Origin of the sequence: Amycolatopsis sp. NBC_00348 (genome assembly GCF_036114655.1) — a bacterium.
Lineage (GTDB): Bacteria > Actinomycetota > Actinomycetes > Mycobacteriales > Pseudonocardiaceae > Amycolatopsis.
On the sequence record NZ_CP107994.1, the window covers coordinates 7688953 to 7709677 of the forward strand.

The 20725-nt window shown below is 72.2% G+C and carries 18 protein-coding genes; 2 read left to right on the forward strand and 16 right to left on the reverse strand.

The genetic code is table 11. The features are described from left to right. Window positions 1-141: 141 nt before the first annotated feature. Window positions 142-2436: a DUF6779 domain-containing protein gene (locus OHS58_RS33790; RefSeq protein WP_442875483.1), complete on the reverse strand. Its 2295-nt coding sequence runs from the start codon at window positions 2434-2436 to the stop codon at window positions 142-144. 165 nt (window positions 2437-2601) lie between these two features. Further along, window positions 2602-3063: a DUF3180 domain-containing protein gene (locus OHS58_RS33795; RefSeq protein ID WP_247058800.1), complete on the reverse strand. Its 462-nt coding sequence runs from the start codon at window positions 3061-3063 to the stop codon at window positions 2602-2604. Between the two features lie 89 nt (window positions 3064-3152). On the opposite strand from OHS58_RS33795, the gene OHS58_RS33800 reads away from it, so the two are divergent. Continuing rightward, window positions 3153-4088 (forward strand): helix-turn-helix domain-containing protein, encoded by a 936-nt coding sequence (locus tag OHS58_RS33800; protein ID WP_328645185.1) that lies wholly within the window; start codon window positions 3153-3155, stop codon window positions 4086-4088. A gap of 71 nt (window positions 4089-4159) precedes the next feature. Here the strand turns inward: OHS58_RS33800 and folK are convergent, their stop codons facing one another. The 13 genes from folK to dacB all read right to left on the reverse strand — a co-directional run bounded on the left by folK (window position 4160) and on the right by dacB (window position 18289). Then, window positions 4160-4654 (reverse strand): 2-amino-4-hydroxy-6-hydroxymethyldihydropteridine diphosphokinase, encoded by a 495-nt coding sequence (gene folK / locus OHS58_RS33805; RefSeq protein WP_328645186.1) that lies wholly within the window; start codon window positions 4652-4654, stop codon window positions 4160-4162. Further along, window positions 4651-5010: a dihydroneopterin aldolase gene (gene folB / locus OHS58_RS33810; RefSeq protein ID WP_326944930.1), complete on the reverse strand. Its 360-nt coding sequence runs from the start codon at window positions 5008-5010 to the stop codon at window positions 4651-4653. The genes folK and folB overlap by 4 nt, the downstream gene beginning before the upstream one ends. Next, entirely contained in the window at window positions 5003-5809 is an 807-nt protein-coding gene (gene folP / locus OHS58_RS33815; protein WP_326951692.1) for a dihydropteroate synthase, read from the reverse strand. Before folP ends, folB begins: the two co-directional genes overlap by 8 nt. Window positions 5810-5844: 35 nt before the next feature. After that, the gene (gene folE, locus OHS58_RS33820) at window positions 5845-6459 is read right to left on the reverse strand and encodes a GTP cyclohydrolase I FolE (RefSeq protein WP_326956921.1); all 615 of its coding nucleotides are present in this window, start codon (window positions 6457-6459) and stop codon (window positions 5845-5847) included. Further along, window positions 6428-8839, reverse strand: a complete 2412-nt coding sequence (gene ftsH, locus OHS58_RS33825; protein WP_326944931.1) for an ATP-dependent zinc metalloprotease FtsH — start codon at window positions 8837-8839, stop codon at window positions 6428-6430. Before ftsH ends, folE begins: the two co-directional genes overlap by 32 nt. Window positions 8840-9041: 202 nt before the next feature. Beyond that, a complete protein-coding gene (locus tag OHS58_RS33830) occupies window positions 9042-9857 on the reverse strand; it encodes an ESX secretion-associated protein EspG (RefSeq protein WP_326956919.1) in 816 nt (271 codons plus the stop codon). A gap of 556 nt (window positions 9858-10413) precedes the next feature. Further along, entirely contained in the window at window positions 10414-11199 is a 786-nt protein-coding gene (locus tag OHS58_RS33835) for an ESX secretion-associated protein EspG (protein WP_328645187.1), read from the reverse strand. A 66-nt stretch (window positions 11200-11265) separates the two neighbouring features. Continuing rightward, window positions 11266-12687, reverse strand: coding sequence for a hypothetical protein (locus OHS58_RS33840; RefSeq protein ID WP_326944933.1), 1422 nt, complete (start codon window positions 12685-12687; stop codon window positions 11266-11268). A gap of 22 nt (window positions 12688-12709) precedes the next feature. Next, window positions 12710-13075, reverse strand: a complete 366-nt coding sequence (locus OHS58_RS33845) for a hypothetical protein (protein WP_247058808.1) — start codon at window positions 13073-13075, stop codon at window positions 12710-12712. Window positions 13076-13229: 154 nt separating this feature from the next. Beyond that, window positions 13230-13781 (reverse strand): hypoxanthine phosphoribosyltransferase, encoded by a 552-nt coding sequence (gene hpt, locus OHS58_RS33850; protein ID WP_326944934.1) that lies wholly within the window; start codon window positions 13779-13781, stop codon window positions 13230-13232. A gap of 3 nt (window positions 13782-13784) precedes the next feature. Next, window positions 13785-14744, reverse strand: a complete 960-nt coding sequence (gene tilS / locus OHS58_RS33855; RefSeq protein WP_328645188.1) for a tRNA lysidine(34) synthetase TilS — start codon at window positions 14742-14744, stop codon at window positions 13785-13787. After that, complete coding sequence (locus OHS58_RS33860; RefSeq protein WP_328649902.1) at window positions 14741-15751, reverse strand: zinc-dependent metalloprotease; 1011 nt, start codon at window positions 15749-15751, stop codon at window positions 14741-14743. Before OHS58_RS33860 ends, tilS begins: the two co-directional genes overlap by 4 nt. A gap of 102 nt (window positions 15752-15853) precedes the next feature. Beyond that, complete coding sequence (dacB, locus tag OHS58_RS33865) at window positions 15854-18289, reverse strand: D-alanyl-D-alanine carboxypeptidase/D-alanyl-D-alanine endopeptidase (RefSeq protein ID WP_328645189.1); 2436 nt, start codon at window positions 18287-18289, stop codon at window positions 15854-15856. Between the two features lie 175 nt (window positions 18290-18464). Between dacB and OHS58_RS33870 the strand changes: the two genes are divergently transcribed. Beyond that, window positions 18465-18983 (forward strand): inorganic diphosphatase, encoded by a 519-nt coding sequence (locus OHS58_RS33870; RefSeq protein WP_247058812.1) that lies wholly within the window; start codon window positions 18465-18467, stop codon window positions 18981-18983. Between the two features lie 57 nt (window positions 18984-19040). On the opposite strand, the gene OHS58_RS33875 is transcribed toward OHS58_RS33870, so the two are convergent. Then, window positions 19041-20696 (reverse strand): MDR family MFS transporter, encoded by a 1656-nt coding sequence (locus OHS58_RS33875; RefSeq protein ID WP_247058813.1) that lies wholly within the window; start codon window positions 20694-20696, stop codon window positions 19041-19043. Between the last annotated feature and the right edge of the window lie 29 nt (window positions 20697-20725).

Sequence of the window (20725 nt, forward strand, 5' to 3'; positions counted from 1 at the left end):
GGCCGCCGTCCGCGATCGAGTCCCGTCGCGGGCGAGAGGGTTCCGCTCACAGCGGGTCACCCTACGCAGACCGGACACGGACCGGAATGCGAACCCCGGGTGTGGCCCGGCGGGGCCGTCGCGGCCACCACCCGGCTCGCCTCAGTCCTCGGCACGCCGCCTGCGGCGCGGGGTCGAACCGGTGCCGCCGTTGGCCGCCAGCAGCTCGCTGACCGACCGGCCGGTGTTGTGCGACCCGCTGCCCGGCACCTCGGTGGAACGGTGGCCGTTGCGCGGGGCCTGGCCGTTGCCGTTCCCGTTGCTGTGGCCGTTCTGGCCGTTCCCGTTCTGGCCGTTCCCGTTCTGCCCGTTCCCGTTCTGCCCGTTGCCGTTCTGGCCGTTGCCGTGCTGCCCGGTGCCGTTGCGCTCGAGGTCGGCCGGGTCGACCGGCGTCATGTTGCGCCGCGACATGGACGCGCGTTCGGCGACCATGCCTTCCCAGGCCGGCGGTTCGCCGTCCGGACGGCGCCTGCGGCCACCCGATGGCTCGGGCGGCGGGGGCACGGCGGGCATCACCTGCGAGTCGTCCGGCTTCCGGCGGCGACCGCCGCCGGTGGAACGGCCCTGGAAGCTGCGCATCGACTCCGGCAGCGTCGGGTTCACCGGCGCCTCGGCCTGGGCCGCCGCTTCCGTGGGAGCGCGGTGCGAACCGTGCGAACCGTGGCGGGACGGCGGCTCGTCGAGGATCGGCGACATGTCGGGCCGCGAGAACTGCTCGAGGCGCGACGGACGGCGGCCGTCGGCGGCCGGCACCGGCGTGGTCGGCGGCACGACGGGCGGCAGGTTGGTCCGCGACGGCGGGCCGGCGCTGGGCACCGGCATCGTCATCGGGACGACCGGGAGGTCGGTCCGGGACCCGGCCGGGTCCCGGCGCGCCACGGCGGGCAGGTCGGTGCGCGACCCGGCCGGATCGCGCCGCGGCACGGCGGGCAGATCGGTCCGCGAGCCGGCCGGATCCCGCCTGGGTACCGCGGGCAGGTCGGTGCGCGATGCCGTGGCGTCCCGCGGCATCGGCGGCTTGCGGTCGGCGGGCTTCGGCTCCGGCGGCTTCGGCCGGTTGGGCCGCTGCCGCTCGGCGAAGTCGTCGCGGTTCTGGAACGCCGCGCTCAGGTCGGCCACCGGGCGCTCGACCGGCCGGATGTCCGACCGGGACATCTCGGACGGCTTCGGCGGCGGCACACTGGCCGCCGGACGGCCCTGGAGCGGCCGCGCGGGCGGCTCGGGCGCCTTCCGCGGATCGGGGCGCGCGCCGTTCGGGTTGGGGACGCGCGGCAGGTCCGGCCGGGACATCTCGGCTGGCCGCATCTCCTGGCGCGACCGCTCGGCGGGCCGCTGCCGCTCGACGCGGGGCAGGTCGGACCGCGACATCTCGACGCGCGGGATGTCCGGACGCGACATCTCCACGCGGGGGATGTCGGGGCGGGACATCTCGACGGGCCGCATCTCCGAGCGCGAGATCTCCGCGCGGCGCGCGGGCGGCGGCTCGGGACGGCGGATCTCGGTCTTCGGCTCCGGGCGGCGGACCTCGGCACTGGGGTCGGGGGTCCGCGGCATCTCCCGGCGCGTCGGCTCGGCAGGGGCTTCGGGACGGCGTTCGGGCTGCTTGGCGACCTCGGCCGGGTCCGGCAGCCGCATCGGCTGCGACTCGGCCTGGCGGCGGGCCGCCTCGGCGCGCAGCTCGGCGGCCTTCAGCTCGCGCTGCGCGGCGTTCAGCGCCGGGTCGACCTCCGGCACGGGCGGACGGCGGTCGCTCAGCGGCTTCGGCCGGGCGATCTGCTGGGTGCTCTGGGCGTTGACGTTGGCCGGGGCCTTCGGGCCGGTGCCCGGCTTGCCGCCGAACCCCTTGCCCTTGCCGCCGAACCCCTTGCCGTTCGCGGGCTTGCCGTTCGACGCCTTGCGGCGGCGCTCGTCGAGCACGCGGTCGATCAGCTCGGTCGGCCGTTCGCCGCCCTCGGGAACGGGCTTCTTCGCGGCCATCAGCTGCGCCGGCTTCTTCTTCGGGGCGCCGTCGGGGATCATCCGGTTGTCGTCGGACACCTTGCGCATGCGGGTCGCCTGCGCGGTCAGCGCGACGCGTTCGAGCAGCACCTCACCGCCGAACAGCGACTGGAGGCTGTCGCGCAGCGCGGAGACTTCGACGCGCAGCGCCTCGAGCTCCTCGCGGCCGCGGGAGTCGGCCGTCGTGCGGTTCTCCGCCTCCACCTCCAGTTCGTACTCGCGCCGGGCCGCGATCTCGCGTTCCAGCTCCAACTCGTACACAGCCTGCGCCTCGGAGACCGCGTCCTCGCTCTGTGCCGCGTGCTTGCGGTACTTCACGGCGAGGAACGCGCCGATCAGGGCAGCCCAGAGGGCGGCGACGATCCCGAGTCTGAGGTACTTGAGATCGTTGCTGAGCACCAGTGCGAGGGTGGCTCCGATGGCGAGGACGAATCCGACAACAAGCCACGGCCTACCCAGAAGGCGGCCGCGCGAGTCGTCACCCACGCCGGTCATGACTGACACCGTACCTGCTCGTAATCCGAACGAGACCTACTCGGTCCAGCGAGCGGTGGGATTCGAGCGCTAACCGGTCGTCCCGCGGGTCCGTTCACGGGGCTGGTCGCGCGGGGTCCGGCAGCAGTGTTCGAGCCACAAACCCGCTGCTACCAGCAGTGCCGCGGAAACCACGCCGACCACCGCGGCCCGGGTGTCGAGGACCGCGGCGACGAGTTCGTCACGTCGGGGAAAAAGGTAGGCGAGCGCCGCCAGCCAAGCACCCGCCATGAACGCGCCGGCGAGTGACGAAGCCTTCGCCAGCGCCACCGATCGGGCGATCCCGATAGCGGCAACGACGCGGCCGTTCCTGATCCGGGAGCGGACCCGGAACGCGAGCACGGCCTCGATCACGGCGAGCACCGCGAACGTGACGCCGGCGAGCAGCGGCAGCTGGGGCAGCGAGCCGTAGGCCATCTGGAAGAGCAGGTAACCGAGGACCAGGCCGAGTACCCCGGCCACCACCAGGTCGCGAGGCCGGGTGAAGTGCATGTACCAACCGTACCGGGGCTCGCCCCCGCACACCCGGACCCGCGCCTAGCCTTGACTCTCCACCGACTGGAGAGTTCACCATGCGTCTTGTGGGTACCACCGCGATCTTCACCATCGGCGAGCTGGCCAGGCGCACGGGCCTGCCGGTCAAGACCATCCGGTTCTACTCGGACGAGGGCCTGCTGCCCCCGACCGACCGGACGGACGCCGGCTACCGGCTCTACGACGCCACGGCCATGGCCCGGCTGGAGCTGGTCCGCACCCTGCGCGAGCTGGGTCTCGGCCTCGCCGACGTCGAAGCCGCCCTGTCGCGCTCCGCGACGGTCGGCGAGCTGGCGAACCGGCACGTCGAGGCGCTCGACGAGCAGATCCGGCGGCTGCGGCTGCGCCGGGCGGTGCTGCGCGCGGTGGCCAAGCGTGATTCCGAGCTGGAGGAAGTGAACCTGATGAACCGTCTCGCGTCGATGTCCGACGAGGAGCGCAAGCGGCTGGTCGACGAGTTCTGGGACGAGATGGTCTCGGGACTGGAGATCGACCCTCAGTTCTACGCGCGGATGCGCGCCGGGAAGCCCGAGCTGCCCGACGACCCGTCACCCGAGCAGCTGGAGGCGTGGATCGAGTTCGCCGAGCTCGTCCAGGACCCGTCGTTCCGCACCTTGATCCGCGAGCTGAGCGAAACCCAGGCCCGGCAGATCGCGGACGGCGAGTTCCACCCGCCCGCGGACGCCTGGCAGCAGAACTGGCCGGGCTGGGTCTCGCGCGCCGAAGCGGCCGTGACGGCCGGAGAATCGCCGACGTCGGAGGCGGGGCAAACGCTTGCGGCCGACATCGCGACGGCCACCGCCCGCCCCGGCCAGGACGCGACGTCGCCGGAGTTCCGCACGGAGATGGCGGACCGCTTCGCCGCGAGCGGCGACCCCCGGGCCGAGCGCTACTGGCAGCTGCTGGCCACCATCAACGGCTGGCCCCCGGTCCCGACGGCCCAGCCGGCGGTGCAGTTCATGATCGCGGCCCTGCGCGGCTGACCGCACGAGGACCGCAGTTCGGCGACGAACCGGGGGTGGGCGGTAACGGACACCCCCGGTTCACCGATCTTTTATGCCTTCAGGTCGAGATCGGTCCGCCGGACCGAGCCGACGTCCGACGCCGGGCGCGCGGCCAGCAGCGTGGCGAGCGGGCCGTGACCGGGCAGGACCGCGCCCGGCTCGATCTCCAGCCACGGGACCAGCACGCTCGCGCGCTCCGGCGTGCCCGGGTGCGGCAGCAGCAGCTCCGGGTCGGCGGAGGTGACGCCGTCGACCGTGACGACGTCGACGTCCAGCGTCCGCGGCCCCCACCGCAGCTCGCGCACGCGCCCGGCCGCCTGCTCGGCGGCCTGGCCGGTGCGCAGCCACGCCCAGTGGTCGCGGCCCGGGTCGTCGACGACGCAGACGGCGTTGAGGAAGTCCGGCTGGTCCTCGACGCCCCACGCCTTCGTCTCGTACACGCTCGACACCGCGACCAGCGCGGGCCGGACGGCGTCCAGCGCGAGCTTCAGGAAGCCGAGCCGGTCGCCGAGGTTGGAGCCGAGCGAAAGGACGGCGCGGCTCACCGGTCGCGCCGGACCGTGACGGCGACGTCGTCGAAGGTCAGCGGGATCGGCGCCGACGGCTTGTGCACCGTCACCTCGACCGCGTCGAGCCGCTCGTCCCGCATGACCGCGTCGGCGATCGTGCCGGCGACCTTCTCGATGAGGTCGTACGGCTCACCGGCGACGATCCCGGCGGCCAGCTCGGCCAGCTCGCCGTAGTGCAGCGTCTTGGTCAGGTCGTCCGACGCGGCGGCGGGCCCGAGGTCGAGCCACACCGTGACGTCGATGACGAACTCCTGGCCGTCCCGCTTCTCGTGCTCGAACACGCCGTGGTGGCCGAACACGCGCAAGCCGGTCAACGTGATCCGGTCAGACATCCGGAGAACCCTTCCACCAAGCCGCGGCCACCGCCACCGCGTCCAGCGACGCCCCGACCTCGTGCACCCGCACACCCCAGGCCCCGGCGGCCGCGGCCAGGGCCGAGATGGCCGCGGTCGCGTCCTCCCGGCCGTCCGGTGACCGCGGCGTGCCGTCCTTTTCGGACAGCAGCCGGCCGAGGAACCGTTTGCGCGAAGCTCCCACGAGCACCGGGAAACCGAGGGAGAGCACCGAGTCCAGCCCCCGCAGCAACGCCCAGTCGTGCTCGGCGTTCTTCGCGAAGCCGAGCCCGGGATCGAGCACGATCGCACTCTCGGCCACGCCGGCCGCGAGCGCGTCGTCCACCCGGGACAGCAGCTCGGACCGGACTTCGGCGACGACGTCTTCGTACTGCGCGAGGGCCTGCATGTCCTCGCTGTGGCCCCGCCAGTGCATCAGCACCCACGGCGCCCCGGACTCGGCCGCGACCCGCGCCATGTCCGGATCGGCCAGCCCACCCGAGACGTCGTTGACGACGTGGGCCCCGGCCTCGAGCGCGGCGGCGGCGACGGCCGCACGCGTGGTGTCGACCGACACGGCCACGCCTTCACCGGCGAGCGTCCGGATCACCGGGAGAACCCGGGCCAGCTCGGTCCCGGCGTCCACCCGCAACGCCCCGGGCCGCGTCGACTCCCCGCCGACGTCGATCAGGTCGGCCCCGCGCGTCCACATCGCCCGGGCGTGCTCCAGCGCCTGATCGACGTCGAGGTAGCGGCCACCGTCCGAAAAGGAATCCGGGGTCACGTTGAGCACGCCCATCACGACGCACCGCCCCGGCGCGGGAAGGTTCGTGCTCACCGACGCGCCTTGATGAGGTCGAGCGCCTCCGCCCGTGACGAAGCGGAGGTCTTGAGCTGCCCCCGCACGGCCGAGGTGGTCGTGCGCGCGCCGGGCTTCCGGATGCCGCGCATGGCCATGCACAGGTGCTCGGCCTCGATCACGACGATGACCCCCCGCGGCTCGAGCTTGCGCACGAGCGCGTCGGCGACCTGCGAGGTGAGACGTTCCTGAACCTGGGGCCGCTTGGCGTAGAGGTCGACGAGCCGCGCGAGCTTGGAGAGCCCGGTGACCTTGCCGCCCGCGTTGGGGATGTACCCCACGTGCGCAACGCCGTGGAAGGGCACGAGGTGGTGTTCACATTGGCTGTACATCGGGATGTCCGTGACGAGCACCAGTTCTTCGTGGGACTCGTCGAACGTCTTGTCCAGCACCGAGTCGGGCTCGGTGTACAGGCCGGCGAACATCTCCTTGTACGCGCGGGCGACCCGGGCCGGGGTGTCCTTCAGGCCGTCCCGGTCCGGGTTTTCGCCGCAGGCCAGCAGAAGCTCGTGGATCGCCTTCTCCGCCCGGTCTTGGTCGAAGACCGGGCGGTCGGCGTCACTGGGGCTTTTCTGGTCCGTCCACGTCACGTCGTTCCCCCTCGCTCTGCTGCTGGTTGCCGCCCGCTTGATCGGCGAACCAGCCGTGCTCGCGAGAACGATCTTCGCCACCGGGCCGCCACGACTGGCCCGGCTGGCCGCCGGGGGAGGTCGCGGGGGTCCAGCCCGGAGGGGCACCGTAGTTCGGCGGGCCGCTCTGGCCCGCCGGGCCACCGCCGCCCGTCTGGCCGGTGTAGCTCTGCGGCCAGTGGGACGAGCCGTTCGGGCCACCGTTGGGACCGCCGTAGGAGCGGCCGCCGTTCGGGTAGGCGCCCGGCGGCGGCGGGGCGTACGGGTTGGCGTTCGGGTCCGGTGCCGACGCCGGGTACGGCGGACCACCGGGCAGGTCGCCCGCACCCTGGGCGGTGCCGACCGGGGTCGGCTCCGGCTTCAGGACCGGCTTCTCCTTCTCCGGCGGGGGCCACGGCTCGCCGCGCTCGATCGCCAGCTCGCCCGGGGTCTTGATGGGCGGCTTGTCGGACGGCGTGCGCTCGCCGAACTCGTTGAACACGGTGATGTGCGGGCGCTTCTCGACCGTCGCGAAGATCCGCTCGAGGTCCTTGCGGGTCAGCGTCTCCTTTTCGAGGAGTTCGATGACCAGCTCGTCGAGCACGTCACGGTAGGTGTTGAGCACGTGCCACGCCTCGGTGTGCGCGGTCTCGATGAGCTTGCGCACCTCCTCGTCGATCTCGTGCGCCACCTCGAGCGAGTAGTCCGCCTGACGGCCGGCCGAGCGGCCCAGGAACGGGTCGCCCTGCTCCTGGCCGTACTTGACCGCGCCCAGGCGGGCGCTCATGCCGTACTCGGTGACCATCGCGCGGGCGATCTTCGTCGCCTGCTCGATGTCCGAGGACGCGCCGGTGGTGGGCTCGTGGAAGACGAGCTCCTCCGCCGTGCGGCCACCCATCGCGAAGACCAGCCGCCCGATCATCTCGGAGCGGGTCATCAGGTCCTTGTCGTCCTCCGGGACGAGCAGCGCGTGCCCGCCCGTGCGTCCGCGCGGCAGGATGGTCAGCTTGTAGACCGGTTCGATGTCCGGCATCGCCCACGCGGCGAGCGCGTGCCCGCCCTCGTGGTAGGCCGTGATCTTCTTCTCCTTCTCGGAGATGATCCGGCTCTTGCGGGCGGGCCCGCCGACGACGCGGTCGACGGACTCCTCCAGCTCGACGTCGCTGATCACGTGCCCGTTCTTGCGGGCGGTGAGCAGTGCGGCCTCGTTGAGCACGTTGGCCAGGTCGGCGCCGGACATGCCGACGGTCCGCTTGGCCAGGCTGCCCATGTCGGTGCCCTGCGCGATCGGCTTGCCCTTGGAGTGCACCTCGAGGATCGCGCGACGGCCACGCATGTCGGGCGCGGAGACCGGGATCTGCCGGTCGAAGCGGCCCGGGCGCAGCAGCGCGGGGTCCAGGATGTCGGGCCGGTTGGTGGCCGCGATCAGGATGATGCCGCCGCGGGCGTCGAAGCCGTCCATCTCGACGAGCAGCTGGTTCAGCGTCTGCTCGCGCTCGTCGTGGCCGCCGCCGAGGCCGGCGCCGCGCTGGCGGCCGACCGCGTCGATCTCGTCCACGAAGATGATGCACGGCGCGTTCTGCTTGGCCTGTTCGAACAGGTCACGCACACGGGAGGCACCGACACCGACGAACATCTCGACGAAGTCCGAGCCCGAGATCGTGTAGAACGGCACGCCCGCTTCACCCGCGACAGCTCGCGCGAGCAGCGTCTTGCCGGTACCGGGTGGCCCGTAGAGCAGGACGCCCTTCGGGATCTTCGCGCCGAGCGCCTGATATCGCGCCGGGTTCTGGAGGAAGTCCTTGATCTCGTACAGCTCTTCGACGGCCTCGTCGGCACCCGCGACGTCCCCGAAGGTCGTCTTGGGCATGTCCTTATTCAGCTGCTTGGCCTTGGACTTGCCGAAGTTGAGGACGCGGTTGCCGCCGCCCTGGGCGTTGTTCATCATCCACATCAGCAGGCCCAGCACGAGGGCCAGCGGGATGGCGAAGATGAGGATCTGGGTCAGTACACCCTGCTGGGTGACCTTGGTGGTGAACTTGACCCCGCCATCGCCGTTCTTCGCGGCCAGCAGCTTGTCGTAGATCTCAAGCGACGCGTTGGCCGGGTACTGCGCGATGAGCTGGGTGGTCTGCTGGCCATCGACGTCGACAGGTTTGTTCAGCAGGAGTTTGACCTGCTGTTCCTTGTCCTCGAGGCTGGCTTCCTTGACGTTGTTCGTGGTGATCTGGGAGTTCGCCACCGAGATGGGTGCTTGGGTGTACCCACGATCGCTGTCGAAGATCGTGTTGTACGCGAACAACGCCAGCAACCCCGCGACGATCCACAGCAGTGGGTTCCTGAGCACGCTCTTCCGGTTCATACGACTCGGCCCTGGTGGCCTCGACCCTCCCTGGTTGGGCGGCTCCTGTGATACCCGCCATCACGATCTTGACAACCCGTGGTGCCTGGACACCCGTCCCAACAGGGTACCGTCCGCTGCCGCGTTCATCCCCTGTGAGCCTCTCGCAGGTCAACGGGCGATACCGCGTCCTGGTTCCCGTTCGGCCTACACCTCTGTCACGCTATCGCGTGCCGTCGGACACACCACTCACCATCTCGCCCAGCCGGGTCCGCAGTGTCGGCGGGTCCGCCGGGGCCACCGTGACCCACTCCCGACCGTCTGTACCTGCACGGGAGAGGCTCAGGTAGCGCCCGGTGGCCGTGTCGAACCAGGCCAGCACCCGGGACCGCTGCTTGGCCCCGACCGGGGACCGGCTGTTCGCTGCCAGCTGACCGCCGCACAGCCGGGGCTGCCCGGCGAGCCGAGCGTAGGCCTCGCGCGGATCGGCGACGACCCGCTCGCTCAGCGGTGTCCGGCGTTTGCCCTTGTTCTCTTCCTCACCGGACGCCGGCAGCGACACGGGCACCCGGATGGGGGCCGTGTGCAGGGCGTCGTCCAGCGGGAGTGTGACGGAGGCCTCGGTTCCCCGCGGCCCGGCGGGCAGCACGCCGATGACGGCGGAAACCAGCGCGTCCGGCGGGACGTCCCGCAGCCAGATGCCGTCGGCGTCCTGGACCGCGAGCACGCCCTTGGTGTCGTCGGCCGCCGCCAGCACCCCGACCGTCGGGGTCTCGAACCGCGGGATGTGCAGCGCGTCGATGGTCAGGGGCGCGAAGGCCAGCAGCTCCAGCGCGTCTTCGATCGGTGGCGCCAGCCGGCCGCGCGGCTCGCGGATGCCACGCGCCTTCAGCTCGACGTCGGTGCGGTGGCGCAGCGAGACCCGCTCATCCTCGGTCGCGCCGTGCGACCGGACGTGCAGCGGGTAGGGCAGCTCACCGACCCGCGCCGACTCCCACAGGAAGTCGAACGCCAGCGGCGAGAAGAACTCTTGCATCACTACTCTCCCGGATCGGATTCTCGCTCAGCGTAGCCCGCACCACCGACAGAACGGGACCGTTCCCGCTGCCGGTTGGGCACGCTCGGAGAACCCGGGGCCGATCTTGGCAGAGATGGTGTGGGACCCGCGTTCACGGTGTCCGGAATCAGCCGTTCGCGAGGCGGCGCCGGGGCCGGGCACGAGTTGAGCCGGTGAGCAGCTCTCGAACCCACCTCAGCCGCGAGGCAGCTTCTTGGCAGTGATAGTGCGGGACCCGTGCTCACGGTGTCCGGAATCAGCCACTCGCGGGGCCGCGCCGAGCGCGAGTCGAGCCGGGCGTGGGCGGCGGTGTCCGGAATCAGCCGTTCGCGAGGCAGCGCCGGGGTGGGGGCACGAGTTGAGCCGGTGAGCAGCTCTCGAACCCACCTCGGCCGCGGGGTAGCTTCCTGGCAGTGATCGTGCGGGACCGGTGCTCACGATGTCCGGAATCAGCCACTCGCGGGGCCGCGCCGGGTGCGGGCGCGAGGCAAGCCGGGCGACGGGATCCGGAATCCGCCCGCTAAAGCAGGCAGCCGGGTCAGACCGAGCTGGTCGCCGACGCTCCCGCGAGCAGCTCGCCCAGCCGGTGGCGCAGCGTTGCCGCGTCGGCGGGGGCGATCGTGATCCAGTCGCGGCCGTCGTGGCCCTTGGATGCCTGGGTGAAGTAGCGGCCCGTCTCCGTGTCGAACCAGCTCAGCACCGGGGTGCGGCTGCGGGCGCCCATCCGGGTGCGGGCGTTCGCCGCGATCTGGCCGCCGCGCAGGCGGGGCTGGGCGTGCAGGCGGGCGAGGGCCTTGCGGTCGTCGTCGGCGCTGGTGCGGTCCTCGGGGTTGCCGCGGCGCTGCAGGAAGTCGACGCCGTGTGCGCCGACCAGCTGCTCCAGCGGCACCGTGATCGACTTCTCGCTGCCGCGCGGGGCGGCGGGCAGCAGCGAGACGATCGCGCTCGCCAGGCCGTCCACCGGGCACGGCTGCAGGTGCAGGCCGCGGGTGTCCTGGACGGCCAGCAGACCTTGACCGCCCAGTACGCCGGCGATCGCGAGCAGCGGCTCGGCGTCCGGGGCGATCAGCTGGACGGCGTCCAAGCTCAGTTCGGGGGTGGCCAGCACGCCGAAGTAGTCCTCGACGTGCGGTTCGGGGCGGCCGCGGCCGTCCGCTAGCCCGCGTGCCGCCAGCCCCTCCAGCGTCCGCTGGCGCAACAGCGACCGCTCGTCGAGCGTCTCGCCGTGCGACCGGACGCGCAGCGGGTACGGCAGCTCACCCAGCCCGGCCGACTCCCACAGGAAGTCCAGCTCGGCCGGGGTCAGCAGCTCAGCGTTCGGCATCGAGCCACCCCCCAGAGATGTGAAAGCGGGCCGGACGCGCGGGAAGCGCGTCCGGCCCGATCAGGATCAGCGGTCTTCGTCGTCCTCGGACCACGCGCCGATGACCGGCGGCGGGGTCGCCTGGTTGGCGCCGAAGGCCTCGTCCGGGTCGGCTTCGATGAGGAACGACGCGTGCGTGTGCTCCTCGTCCTGCTCGCCCTGCGCACCGCGCGGGGCCATTCCGCCGCCCATGCCGCCCATGCCGGGCGGCGGCGGGGTCTGGCCGCCGATGGTGCCGGCCGACGACACGAGACCCTGCTGCGGCGCCTGGGCCGAGGCGGCGCTCTGCGCCTGGCCGTCCGCCGACGCCAGGGACGTCTCGTTCTCCGACTTCGCCCCGGAGCGGTTGCCCTTGCCCAGCGCGCGGGACGCCAGGGCGCCGAGACCGCCGGCGGCGCCGCCGATGCCCAGGCCCATGCCGATCTTGCCGAGCGGGTTGCTGCTGCCGCCGCCGGTCTGCGCGCCACCGGGCACCTGGCCGGCACCCGTGGTGGTGCCGCCGGTCGTCCCGGCCGCGGTGCCACCGGGCACGTCGCTGCCGAGCGCCGCCGCCGCTTCGTGGCCGCCGAAACCGCCGGTCCCGCCGACGCCGCCGTGGGCCGCGTTCGGGGCGAACGCCGAGTGCTGCGCGTCGAACGCGCCGCCGTGGCCGCCGAAGCCCCCGCCGCTCGAGGCGAAGACCGCGTTGCCCGCGCCGCCGAGGCCGTGGACCGGGCCGGTGGCGCCGACGCTGCTGATGCCGTCGAACGAGATCGAGTTGTGCGACCCCGTCGGCTTCATGCCGAGCGACTCCGGGCCGAAGCTCGGGGTCGAGCTGTCGACGTCGCTCATCGACTTGGTGTAGGCGTTGAAGAACGCGACCTGCTGCGTCTTGACGTCGTTGGCCGCGTCCGCCTGGGCCTTCTGGTCGGCGACCAGCGCCGCCGGGCCGCCGGCCAGTGCCGCCGCCATCGACTGCTTCGGGTCGTAGTCCTTGGGGGCCGGCATCTTCTTGACCTCGGCGGCCGCGGCGGCCTGCCGGGCGAGCCGGTCCGACATCGTGTGCGCGGCCTCGGAGGCCTGCGAGCCCGAGTTGGCGATGGCCACCAGCGCGCCCTGGGCACCCGCGGCACCGCGGCCGACCCAGGCGTTGCCCAGCTCGGAGATCGCGTTGTACAGGTGGTCGGAGGCCTGCTTCAGCTCGCTGCCGTGGTGCGACCAGGCCTGCCCGGTCGCCTCGGCCGTGCCGGGGTCGTTGTTGTTGACCGCGCCGTCGTAGAGCTGCTGGCTGGCCTGCGCGTTCCAGTTCGGCGGGTTCGCGATCGCGCGGTCGCTGCCCATGTCGAAGCCGTCGGAACGGCCGCGGGCGTCCGCGACGATGTTCTGGGCCGACGCGTTGTCGCCGAGCGGGACCAGCGAGCCCGGGTCAGTGGTGGCGGTCGACGGCTGGTCGCTGTGGTTCGGAGCCATGACTTCGAGTCCCCCTCTGGGCTCAGGCGTTGCGGAACGGGTCGGCCGCGGCCTGGTCGATCTCGTGGTACCGGGACATCGCCGTGACGATGCCCTCCTCGGCGGCGGAGTACTGGTCGAGCAGGTTCTGCAGGGCGGCGGCGTACGAGTCGCCCCCGCCGTCCGCGCGCTGCACGAACTTCGCCGCCATCGCGTTGCCGACCGGGTTGTCCCCGAGCTTCGGCGGCTGGGCGAGCGTGCCCGCACCGCTGAGCAGGGCCTCGACGGCGTCCTTGCCGGTGCGGATCTTGTTCAGCACGGTCTGCGCGGCGTCGGGGTCGATCCCGACCTGACCAGCCGCGGCGGCCGCCTTGAAGGCGTTCGCGTCGGCAGCGCTGCTGTTCGCCATCAGAACTCTCTCCCGTTCCCCCGACCCGGTCACCGCGGGCACGACAATGTCTTCGCATAGGTTAACGCACGTGATCAGAGCGTATGACGCGATCGGCGGCGCCGGGGTTCCGCGAAACCGGTAATTGCGGTGAACGGTCGGTGAACCCCGTCCGTCAGGACGTGTAGACCTTCGGGTCCAGCGTCCCGATGTAGGGCAGGTCCCGGTAGCGCTCGGCGTAGTCCAGGCCGTAGCCGACGACGAACTCGTTCGGGATGTCGAAGCCGATGTACTTCACCGGGACGTCGACCTTGACCGCGTCCGGCTTGCGCAGCAGCGAAACCACCTCGAGCGAGGCCGGGTTGCGGCTGGCCAGGTTCTTCAGCAGCCACGAGAGCGTGAGGCCGGAGTCGACGATGTCCTCGACGATCAGCACGTCGCGGCCCGCGATGTCGCGGTCGAGGTCCTTGAGGATGCGGACGACACCGGACGACGACGTCGCCGAGCCGTAGGAAGAGACGGCCATGAATTCCAGCTGCGTCGGCAGCGGCAGCGCACGGGCGAAGTCGGTCATGAACATGACCGCGCCCTTCAGGACACCCACCAGCAGGAGTTCACCCTGCCCGTTGGCCGGATAGTCGGCGGCGATCTGCGCCGACAGCTCCGTGATCTTGTCCTGGATCTGCTGCTCGGTGACGAGCACGGAGGCGATTTCGCCCTCGTACACGGGTCAGTCCCCTCGGGTGGTGGGTTGGGAGATGACGCAGAGCCTGCCACGGCACCGTCGTGCTTCCAAGTTGCCGGGTAACCAGACGCCACCCTGACCACGCCACCGGGCGACGAGCGCGTCGACCGCCCGGAGGTGCCCGTCGGTGAGCTCGCGCACCCCCGACTCCAGCAGCCACCTGCGGAGAACCCGCCGCCGCAGGGCCGCAGGCTCGCCTTCGAGGACTGCGACATCCAGCCCTTCGACGCCGCCCGCACGGGTGAAGATCCTGTCCGCCGATGTGTCCAACGCCTCGCTGTCCTCCCGCAGCTGCGCGGCCGTGCGGGCGAGCGCGGCCGCCACCCCGCCGTTGAGGACGTCCTCCAGGAGCGGCAGGACCTCGGTGCGCAGCCGGACCCGGGTGAAGCGCGCTTCGGCGTTGTGCGGGTCCTCCCACGGCTCGACGCCGAGCTCGGCGCACGCCGCCCGGGTGGTCGCGCGCGGCACCGCCAGCAGCGGCCGGCCCCACGGCGGGTCGTGCGGCCGCATCCCGGAGACGCTGCGCGGGCCGGAGCCGCGGCCGAGCCCGAGCAGGACGGTTTCGGCCTGGTCGTCGAGGGTGTGGCCGAGCAGGACGAGATCGTGGCCGGCGAGCGCGCGGTAGCGGGCCTTGCGCGCGGCCGCCTCGGGCCCGCCCGGTCCGGTGACGTCGACCCGGCGCACCTCGGCCTCGTCGGCGCCCAGTGACTTCGCCGCCGCGGCGGCGTCGCGCGCGATCTTCGCCGAGCCCTCCTGGAGGCCGTGGTCGACGACCAGCGCGCGGACGCGGTGGCCGCGGTGGCGCCCGACGTACGCCGTGGCCTCGGCCAGCGCGAGGGAGTCGGCGCCGCCGGAGACCGCGACGCACAGCTCGGCGGGCGCCTCGACGCTCTCCAGGAACCCGCGGACGGCCCGCCGGACGGCCGCGACCGCCGGCCCGGTCATCCGTGCAGGCGCCGGACCCAGGCGGCCGGATCGGCGATCTCGGCACGCGACGGCAGGGTGTTCGGCGAGCGCCAGACGGCGTTGAAGCCCGCCATACCGACGGCGTCCACGACGTACTTCGTGAACTTCGCGCCTTCTTCGTACTGACGGATCTTCGCGTCGACGCCGAGCAGCGCGCGCAGCAGCCGGTCGAAGACGCCGCCGCCCTTGCGCCGGGCGGAGAACCGCGCGCGGATGGTGTCGACGCTCGGCACGACCTGCGGGCCGACGGCGTCCATCACGTAGTCGGCGTGGCCTTCCAGCAACGTCGAGAGCGCGAGCAGCCGGTCGAACACCGCGCGGTCCTTCGGCGACTGGAGCAGCTCGGCGAGGTTCAGCTTCGGGCCCTGCTTGATCGCCTCGGGCAGCCGGCCGACCAGGTCGGCGAGGCTGTCGTTGCTGCCGCCGGCCAAGCCGGAGACGAGCCGCTCGACCTCGTCGGCGAAGTAGTCGCGCAGCCAGGTGACGGCGGTGAACTGGAGCCGGTGGGTGCACTCGTGCAGGCAGACCCAGAGCCGGAAGTCGCGCCCGGGCACCTTCATCGCGCGTTCCGCGGCGACGACGTTCGGCGCGACCAGCAGCAGCTGGCCTTGGCGCTCAGGGCCGCCGAAGGGGTCGTACTGGCCGAGCACGCGGCTGGCGAGGAACGCGAGCACCAGGCCGGTCTGGACGCCGGCACCGCCGGCGAGGATCGGCCCGAACGGCCCGCCCTGCTGCGGCAGCGCGCGCCCGGTGAGCGCGTCGAGGCCCGCGGCGGCGGACCGGACCCAGCCCGGGCGGTCGACGACCTCGCCGGGCAGCAGCGGCAGGTCGAGCCCGAGGTTCGTCAGCTGGCGGACGTGTCCCTCGGCCGCCATCGTCAGCTCGCGCAGATCGGTGACGGCGGCCTCGGCCTCGTCGCGCGGGACCTGGGGGCCACCGCGCACGAGCAGCGCCCCCGTCTGCGCGGCGAGCGACCAGTCGACCATGGGCCGGGTGTCGGTTTCCTGACTCACCCTTTCGACGCTACCTGCCCGGAGCGGGTTTCCGGCCACGACTTCCGCACGCTTCGCACACGGACCGGTACGCGATCAGCCGCAGCCGCACTTCCGGAGGCCCGTAGCGAGGACGTCCAGGGCGTCCCGGCCGGCGTCGGTGTCCGAGCCGTTGGACATGAACGCGAACACCAGCACCCGGCCGTCCTGGTCGAGCACCACCCCGGCGAGGGTGTTGACGCCGGTGAGCGTGCCCGTCTTGGCCCGCACCCAGCCGCGGCCGGCCTGCGAGCCCGCCGTGTCGAACCGCTTGTCGGCGAGGGTGCCCGACGCACCGGCCACGGGCAGGCCGGCCAGCAGCGCGCGCAGCTTGGCGGTGTCCGGGTGCTTGCCCTCCGGGCCCGCCGCGGCCGCGAGGACCTGGGACAGCAGCTTCGCCGGGATCTTGTTCTGGTCCGAGATGCCGCTGCCGTCGGACAGCTGGACGCCGGTCGTGTCGAAGCCGTGGTCCTTCAGCACCTTGAGCGTCGCGGCGGCACCGCCGGCGAAGCTGGCTTCCTGGCCGTTGGCCATGGCCACCTGGCGGGCGAGGGCTTCGGCGAGGACGTCGTCGGACAGCTCCATGGTGTCGGAGACCAGCTCGGTCAGCGGGGCCGACTTGACCTCGGCGAGGACCTTGGCGTCCTTGGGCGCGGTCGCCTGGCCGCCGGCCGAGGCGCTGAGCTTCGACGCGATCGTCCCCGCGAGCGCGCTGCCCGCGTTGGGCACGCGCTGGGAGTTGTTGTTCTTCGGGTCCGTGCGGCCGGCGTCGGCCATCACCGACGAGATCTGGGTGGCGAACGTCGACGGCGCGTCGCCCGCGGCCCAGCCCGGCGCGGTCGTCGCGCCCTTGAACAGGCTCAGGTCGACCTGCACCTTCTTGACGCCCGGGTTGGCCTTCTTGACCTGCGCGACGAGGTCGTCGACGTGCGCCGCGCTCGGGTACAGCGGCGACTCGGTGCCCTGCGGCAGCGAGGTGAGGGTGGGGTCGCCGCCGCCGACCAGGATCACCGTGCCCGGGTCGGTGCCCTGCACGATCTTCGTCGACAGCCGGGTGTTCGGGTCCATCGAGAGCAACGCGGCCGCGGAGGTAAGCACCTTCGTCGTCGACGCGGGCGTGACGGGCGACGTCGCGTTGCGGTTCCACAGCTCGGTGCCGCTGACCGGGTCGACGACGCTGCCGGTGAGCTGGCCGAGCGCGCTGCTGCCGGCCGCACCGGCCAGCGCCGACTTGACGCCGTTGGCGGTCGGCGGCTGCCCGGACGTGTTCGGCCCCTGCAAGACGCGGCTGGCCGCGGCGGGGTCGGGGCTGTCGCCCTTCGGCGCGTTCGGCGCCCACGGCAGGCCCAGCCGGTTCGACACCTTCGGCATGGCCGCGGCGACCCCGAGGCCGACGAGCACCACCAGCACGATGGCGCCGATCGCGATCAGCTTGCCCTTGCGCTTCTTCTTCGGCGGCTCCGCGGCGGTCGCGGCCTCGGCAGCGGGCGGCTCCGGTGTCGGGGGCTCGGCTTGCGGCTCGCTGCGGGGCTGGGGCTGCTCGTTGCGGGGCTGGGGCTGCTGCTGGAAGGCGCCGGGGAACTGGGCGGGCCGTTCGATCCCGACGGTCGCCTCGGCGTCGAACTGCCGCCCGTCCGGCTCGATCCGCATCGGCCGGGCCAGCGAGCCGGCCGACGCCGACGGGACGACCCCGCGCGGCGGCTCGGGCGGCAGGCCGGGACGGCGTTCGCCGGGCTCGGCGGGCCGGTCGCCGCGGTGTTCCCGCAGGTCGATCCGCTGCGCCCAGGGGGCGTCCGGGTTCGGCCGCGACGACGTCTCGTCACGGCGTTGCTGCTGGTCCTGGGGCCGCTGCTGGTCCGGCGGCCGCTGTTGCTGCTGGTGCGTCTCGCCGCGCTGCTGCGTCTCGCGCCAGTGCTGCAGCTCCTCGCGCCACGGCTGCTGCGGCTCGTCCGGCTTCTTCGGCTCGCCCTGCTCCGGCTTCCCGCCGGGCCAGACGTTCCGCTCGACCGGCACCCACGGCGCCTTCTCCGGCTTCTCCTGCTTCTCGACCTTGATCTGCCGGGTGCTCTCGGGGTCCCACTTCGGCTCCGCGGCCTTCGGCTCCGCGGGCTCCGGCTCGGCCTCGACCGGCTCGGCGGCTTCGGCCGGCTCCGGCTCTGGCTCGGCGGGCTTCGGCTCCGGCGCCTGCTGCGGCAGCTTCGGCTTCGGGGCGCCGCCGAGGCGGTCGGCGAGGTCCTGCTTGACCGCGGGCGGCGGCTCGGGCGGCTCCGGCGGCTCGACCGGCGCGTTCAAGCCCGGCACCGGCTCCGGCTCGACGTTCGGCGCGAACCACGAGCCCTTCGGCGCTTCACTGCCTGTGACCTTCGGCACGCTCACCCGTCCGGCTGACGCCGGTGGGGTGTCCGGCAGCGACATCGGAGTGGTCTTGCCCGCACCCGACGACGAGCGGTCTTCGTCCGACGAAGGCCACATCGGCTGGTCGTTTTCCGGCACCCACCACTCCTTCTCACCTGCCCCGGAAGGGGCCAAGCTCACATGCCTCCCGGCCGACATCGATGCGACCGCCGGGCAGGCCGTAGTCCACACTAGGAGACGTCAAGACAGTCGCTGAGGTTGCCGCCCGCGACGTGCGGGCACGCCCGGATCTAAAAGAAGCAGTGAGGACGCCGTGGAGTTCGACGTCACGATCGAAATCCCCAAAGGGGAGCGCAACAAGTACGAGGTCGACCACAAGACCGGCCGCATCAAGCTGGACCGGACGCTGTTCACGGCCACGCAGTACCCGGCCGACTACGGCTTCATCGACGACACCCTCGGCCAGGACGGCGACCCCCTGGACGTGATGGTGCTCGTCCAGGAGCCCACCTTCCCGGGTTGCCTGATCCGCTGCCGCGCGATCGGCATGTTCCGGATGACCGACGAGAAGGGCCCGGACGACAAGGTCATCGCCGTCCCGTCGAACGACCCGCGCCTCGAGCACCTGCGCGACATCCACCACATGAACGAGTTCCACCGCCTGGAGATCCAGCACTTCTTCGAGGTGTACAAGGACCTCGAGCCCGGCAAGAGCGTCGAGGGCTCGTCCTGGGTCGGCCGCACCGAGGCCGAGGCCGAGATCGGCCGCTCGTACGAGCGCGAGACCGACCGCCTGGCCAAGGAGAAGGCCGACGGCGGCACCGCCCACTGACGCCCCACGCGAAAGAGGCCCCTCGGAAACCGAGGGGCCTCTTCGTGTTTCAGCAGGTCAGTGCGCCAGGGCCAGGGCGGGAGTGCCCTCTTCCTCGGCCTCCGCGCGCTGCTCCATCGCCGACTTGTCCGAGAGCGGCTTCTCCTTGAGGAACCACACCAGGGCGAAACCGACGGTCAGCACGATCCCGCCGACCAGGAACACCGTGCTCATCGAGTCGGCGAAGCCCTGCAGGATCGGCCGGGCCAGCGTCGGGTCGAGCGAGGACAGGAACGACGTGTCGTTGACGTCCAAGCCGCTCTTCAGCTGCTGCGCGAACTCCGGGTGCTGGGCCAGCGCCGCGGCGTAGGCCGGGGTGCTGATCGCCGAGCGGACGGCGCCGGCGATCTTGTCGCCGACCGTGCCGAACAGGATCGACAGGAACACCGCGGTGCCCGCCGTGCCGCCGATCTGCCGGAAGAACGTCGCCGCCGAGGTGGCGACGCCGATGTCCTGCGGGCGGACGTCGTTGGTCGCGGCCAGCACCAGCGTCTGCATCGAGGCGCCGAGGCCGAGGCCGATCACGAAGGCGATCACCATGACCAGGTTGAGCGAGGTGTCGACGGTGATCGTCGACAGCGCGAACAGCGCCGCCGCCATCAGGCCGATCCCGGCCACCGCGAACATCTTGTAGCGCCCGGTCTTCGAGATCAGCCGGCCGCTGGTCAGGCTGGCGACCATGATGCCGAGCGTCAGCGGGAGCATCTGCAGGCCGGCCTGGGTCGGCGTCGCGCCCTTGACGATCTGCAGGTACAGCGGCAGCGACATCATCGCGCCGAACATCCCGGCGCCCTGCACGACGGTGACCAGCGTGGCCATCCGGAACACGGGGCGGTTGAACAGGCGCAGCGGCAGCAGCGCGGCGTCGCCCATCCGGCGTTCCTGCCAGATGAAGGCCACGACACCCAGCCCGCCGATGACGTACATCGCGATCGACGCGGCCGAGCCCCAGCCCCACTCGCGGCCCTGCTCGGCGACGATCAGCAGCGGCACCAGCCCGACGGCCAGCGTCACCGCGCCCCAGTAGTCGACCTTCTGCTCGACGCGGGTGTGCGGGAGGTTGAGGACCTTGCTGACGACGGCCAGCGCGGCGAGCGCGATCGGGACGTTGACCAGGAACACCCAGCGCCAGCCGGTGATGCCGGCGAAGGAGTCGATGCCGGCGAAGAAGCCGCCGACGACCGGGCCCGCGACGCTCGAGATGCCGAACACCGCCATGAAGTAACCCTGGTACTTGCTGCGCTCACGCGGCGCGGTGATGTCGGTGATGATCGCCAGCGCCAGGGACATCAGGCCACCGGCGCCGAGGCCCTGGAACGCGCGGAACGCGGCCAGCTCGTACATCGAGGTCGCCATGCCGCTGGCCAGCGAGCCGACCAGGAACAGCGAGATCGCCGTCAGGTACATGGGCTTGCGGCCGTAGAGGTCGGACAGCTTGCCGTAGAGCGGCGTCGAAAGCGTGGCGGTGATGAGGTACGCCGTGGTGGCCCAGGCCTGCAGCGACAGGCCGTGGAGCTCGTCGGCGATGGTGCGCATCGACGACGACACGATGGTCTGGTCGAGTGCGGCGAGGAACATGCCGAGCATCAGCCCGGACAGGATGGTCAGGATCTGACGGTGCGATAGCCGGCCTTTCGTAGCGGCTGCTCCTTCCGCCGTGGTGGTGTCGCTCATGGTGGTCTCCCTCGGATGAAGCCTTCGTC

Bases quoted from the DNA above. Each gene is read 5' to 3' on its own strand.
- OHS58_RS33860 (WP_328649902.1), bottom strand. From the start codon at position 15,751: ATGGTCGACTGGTCGCTCGCCGCGCAGACGGGGGCGCTGCTCGTGCGC.
- tilS (WP_328645188.1), bottom strand. From the start codon at position 14,744: ATGACCGGGCCGGCGGTCGCGGCCGTCCGGCGGGCCGTCCGCGGGTTC.
- folB (WP_326944930.1), bottom strand. From the start codon at position 5,010: ATGTCTGACCGGATCACGTTGACCGGCTTGCGCGTGTTCGGCCACCAC.
- folP (WP_326951692.1), bottom strand. From the start codon at position 5,809: ATGGGCGTGCTCAACGTGACCCCGGATTCCTTTTCGGACGGTGGCCGC.
- ftsH (WP_326944931.1), bottom strand. From the start codon at position 8,839: ATGAACCGGAAGAGCGTGCTCAGGAACCCACTGCTGTGGATCGTCGCG.
- OHS58_RS33835 (WP_328645187.1), bottom strand. From the start codon at position 11,199: ATGCCGAACGCTGAGCTGCTGACCCCGGCCGAGCTGGACTTCCTGTGG.
- OHS58_RS33875 (WP_247058813.1), bottom strand. From the start codon at position 20,696: ATGAGCGACACCACCACGGCGGAAGGAGCAGCCGCTACGAAAGGCCGG.
- OHS58_RS33840 (WP_326944933.1), bottom strand. From the start codon at position 12,687: ATGGCTCCGAACCACAGCGACCAGCCGTCGACCGCCACCACTGACCCG.
- OHS58_RS33795 (WP_247058800.1), bottom strand. From the start codon at position 3,063: ATGCACTTCACCCGGCCTCGCGACCTGGTGGTGGCCGGGGTACTCGGC.
- OHS58_RS33845 (WP_247058808.1), bottom strand. From the start codon at position 13,075: ATGGCGAACAGCAGCGCTGCCGACGCGAACGCCTTCAAGGCGGCCGCC.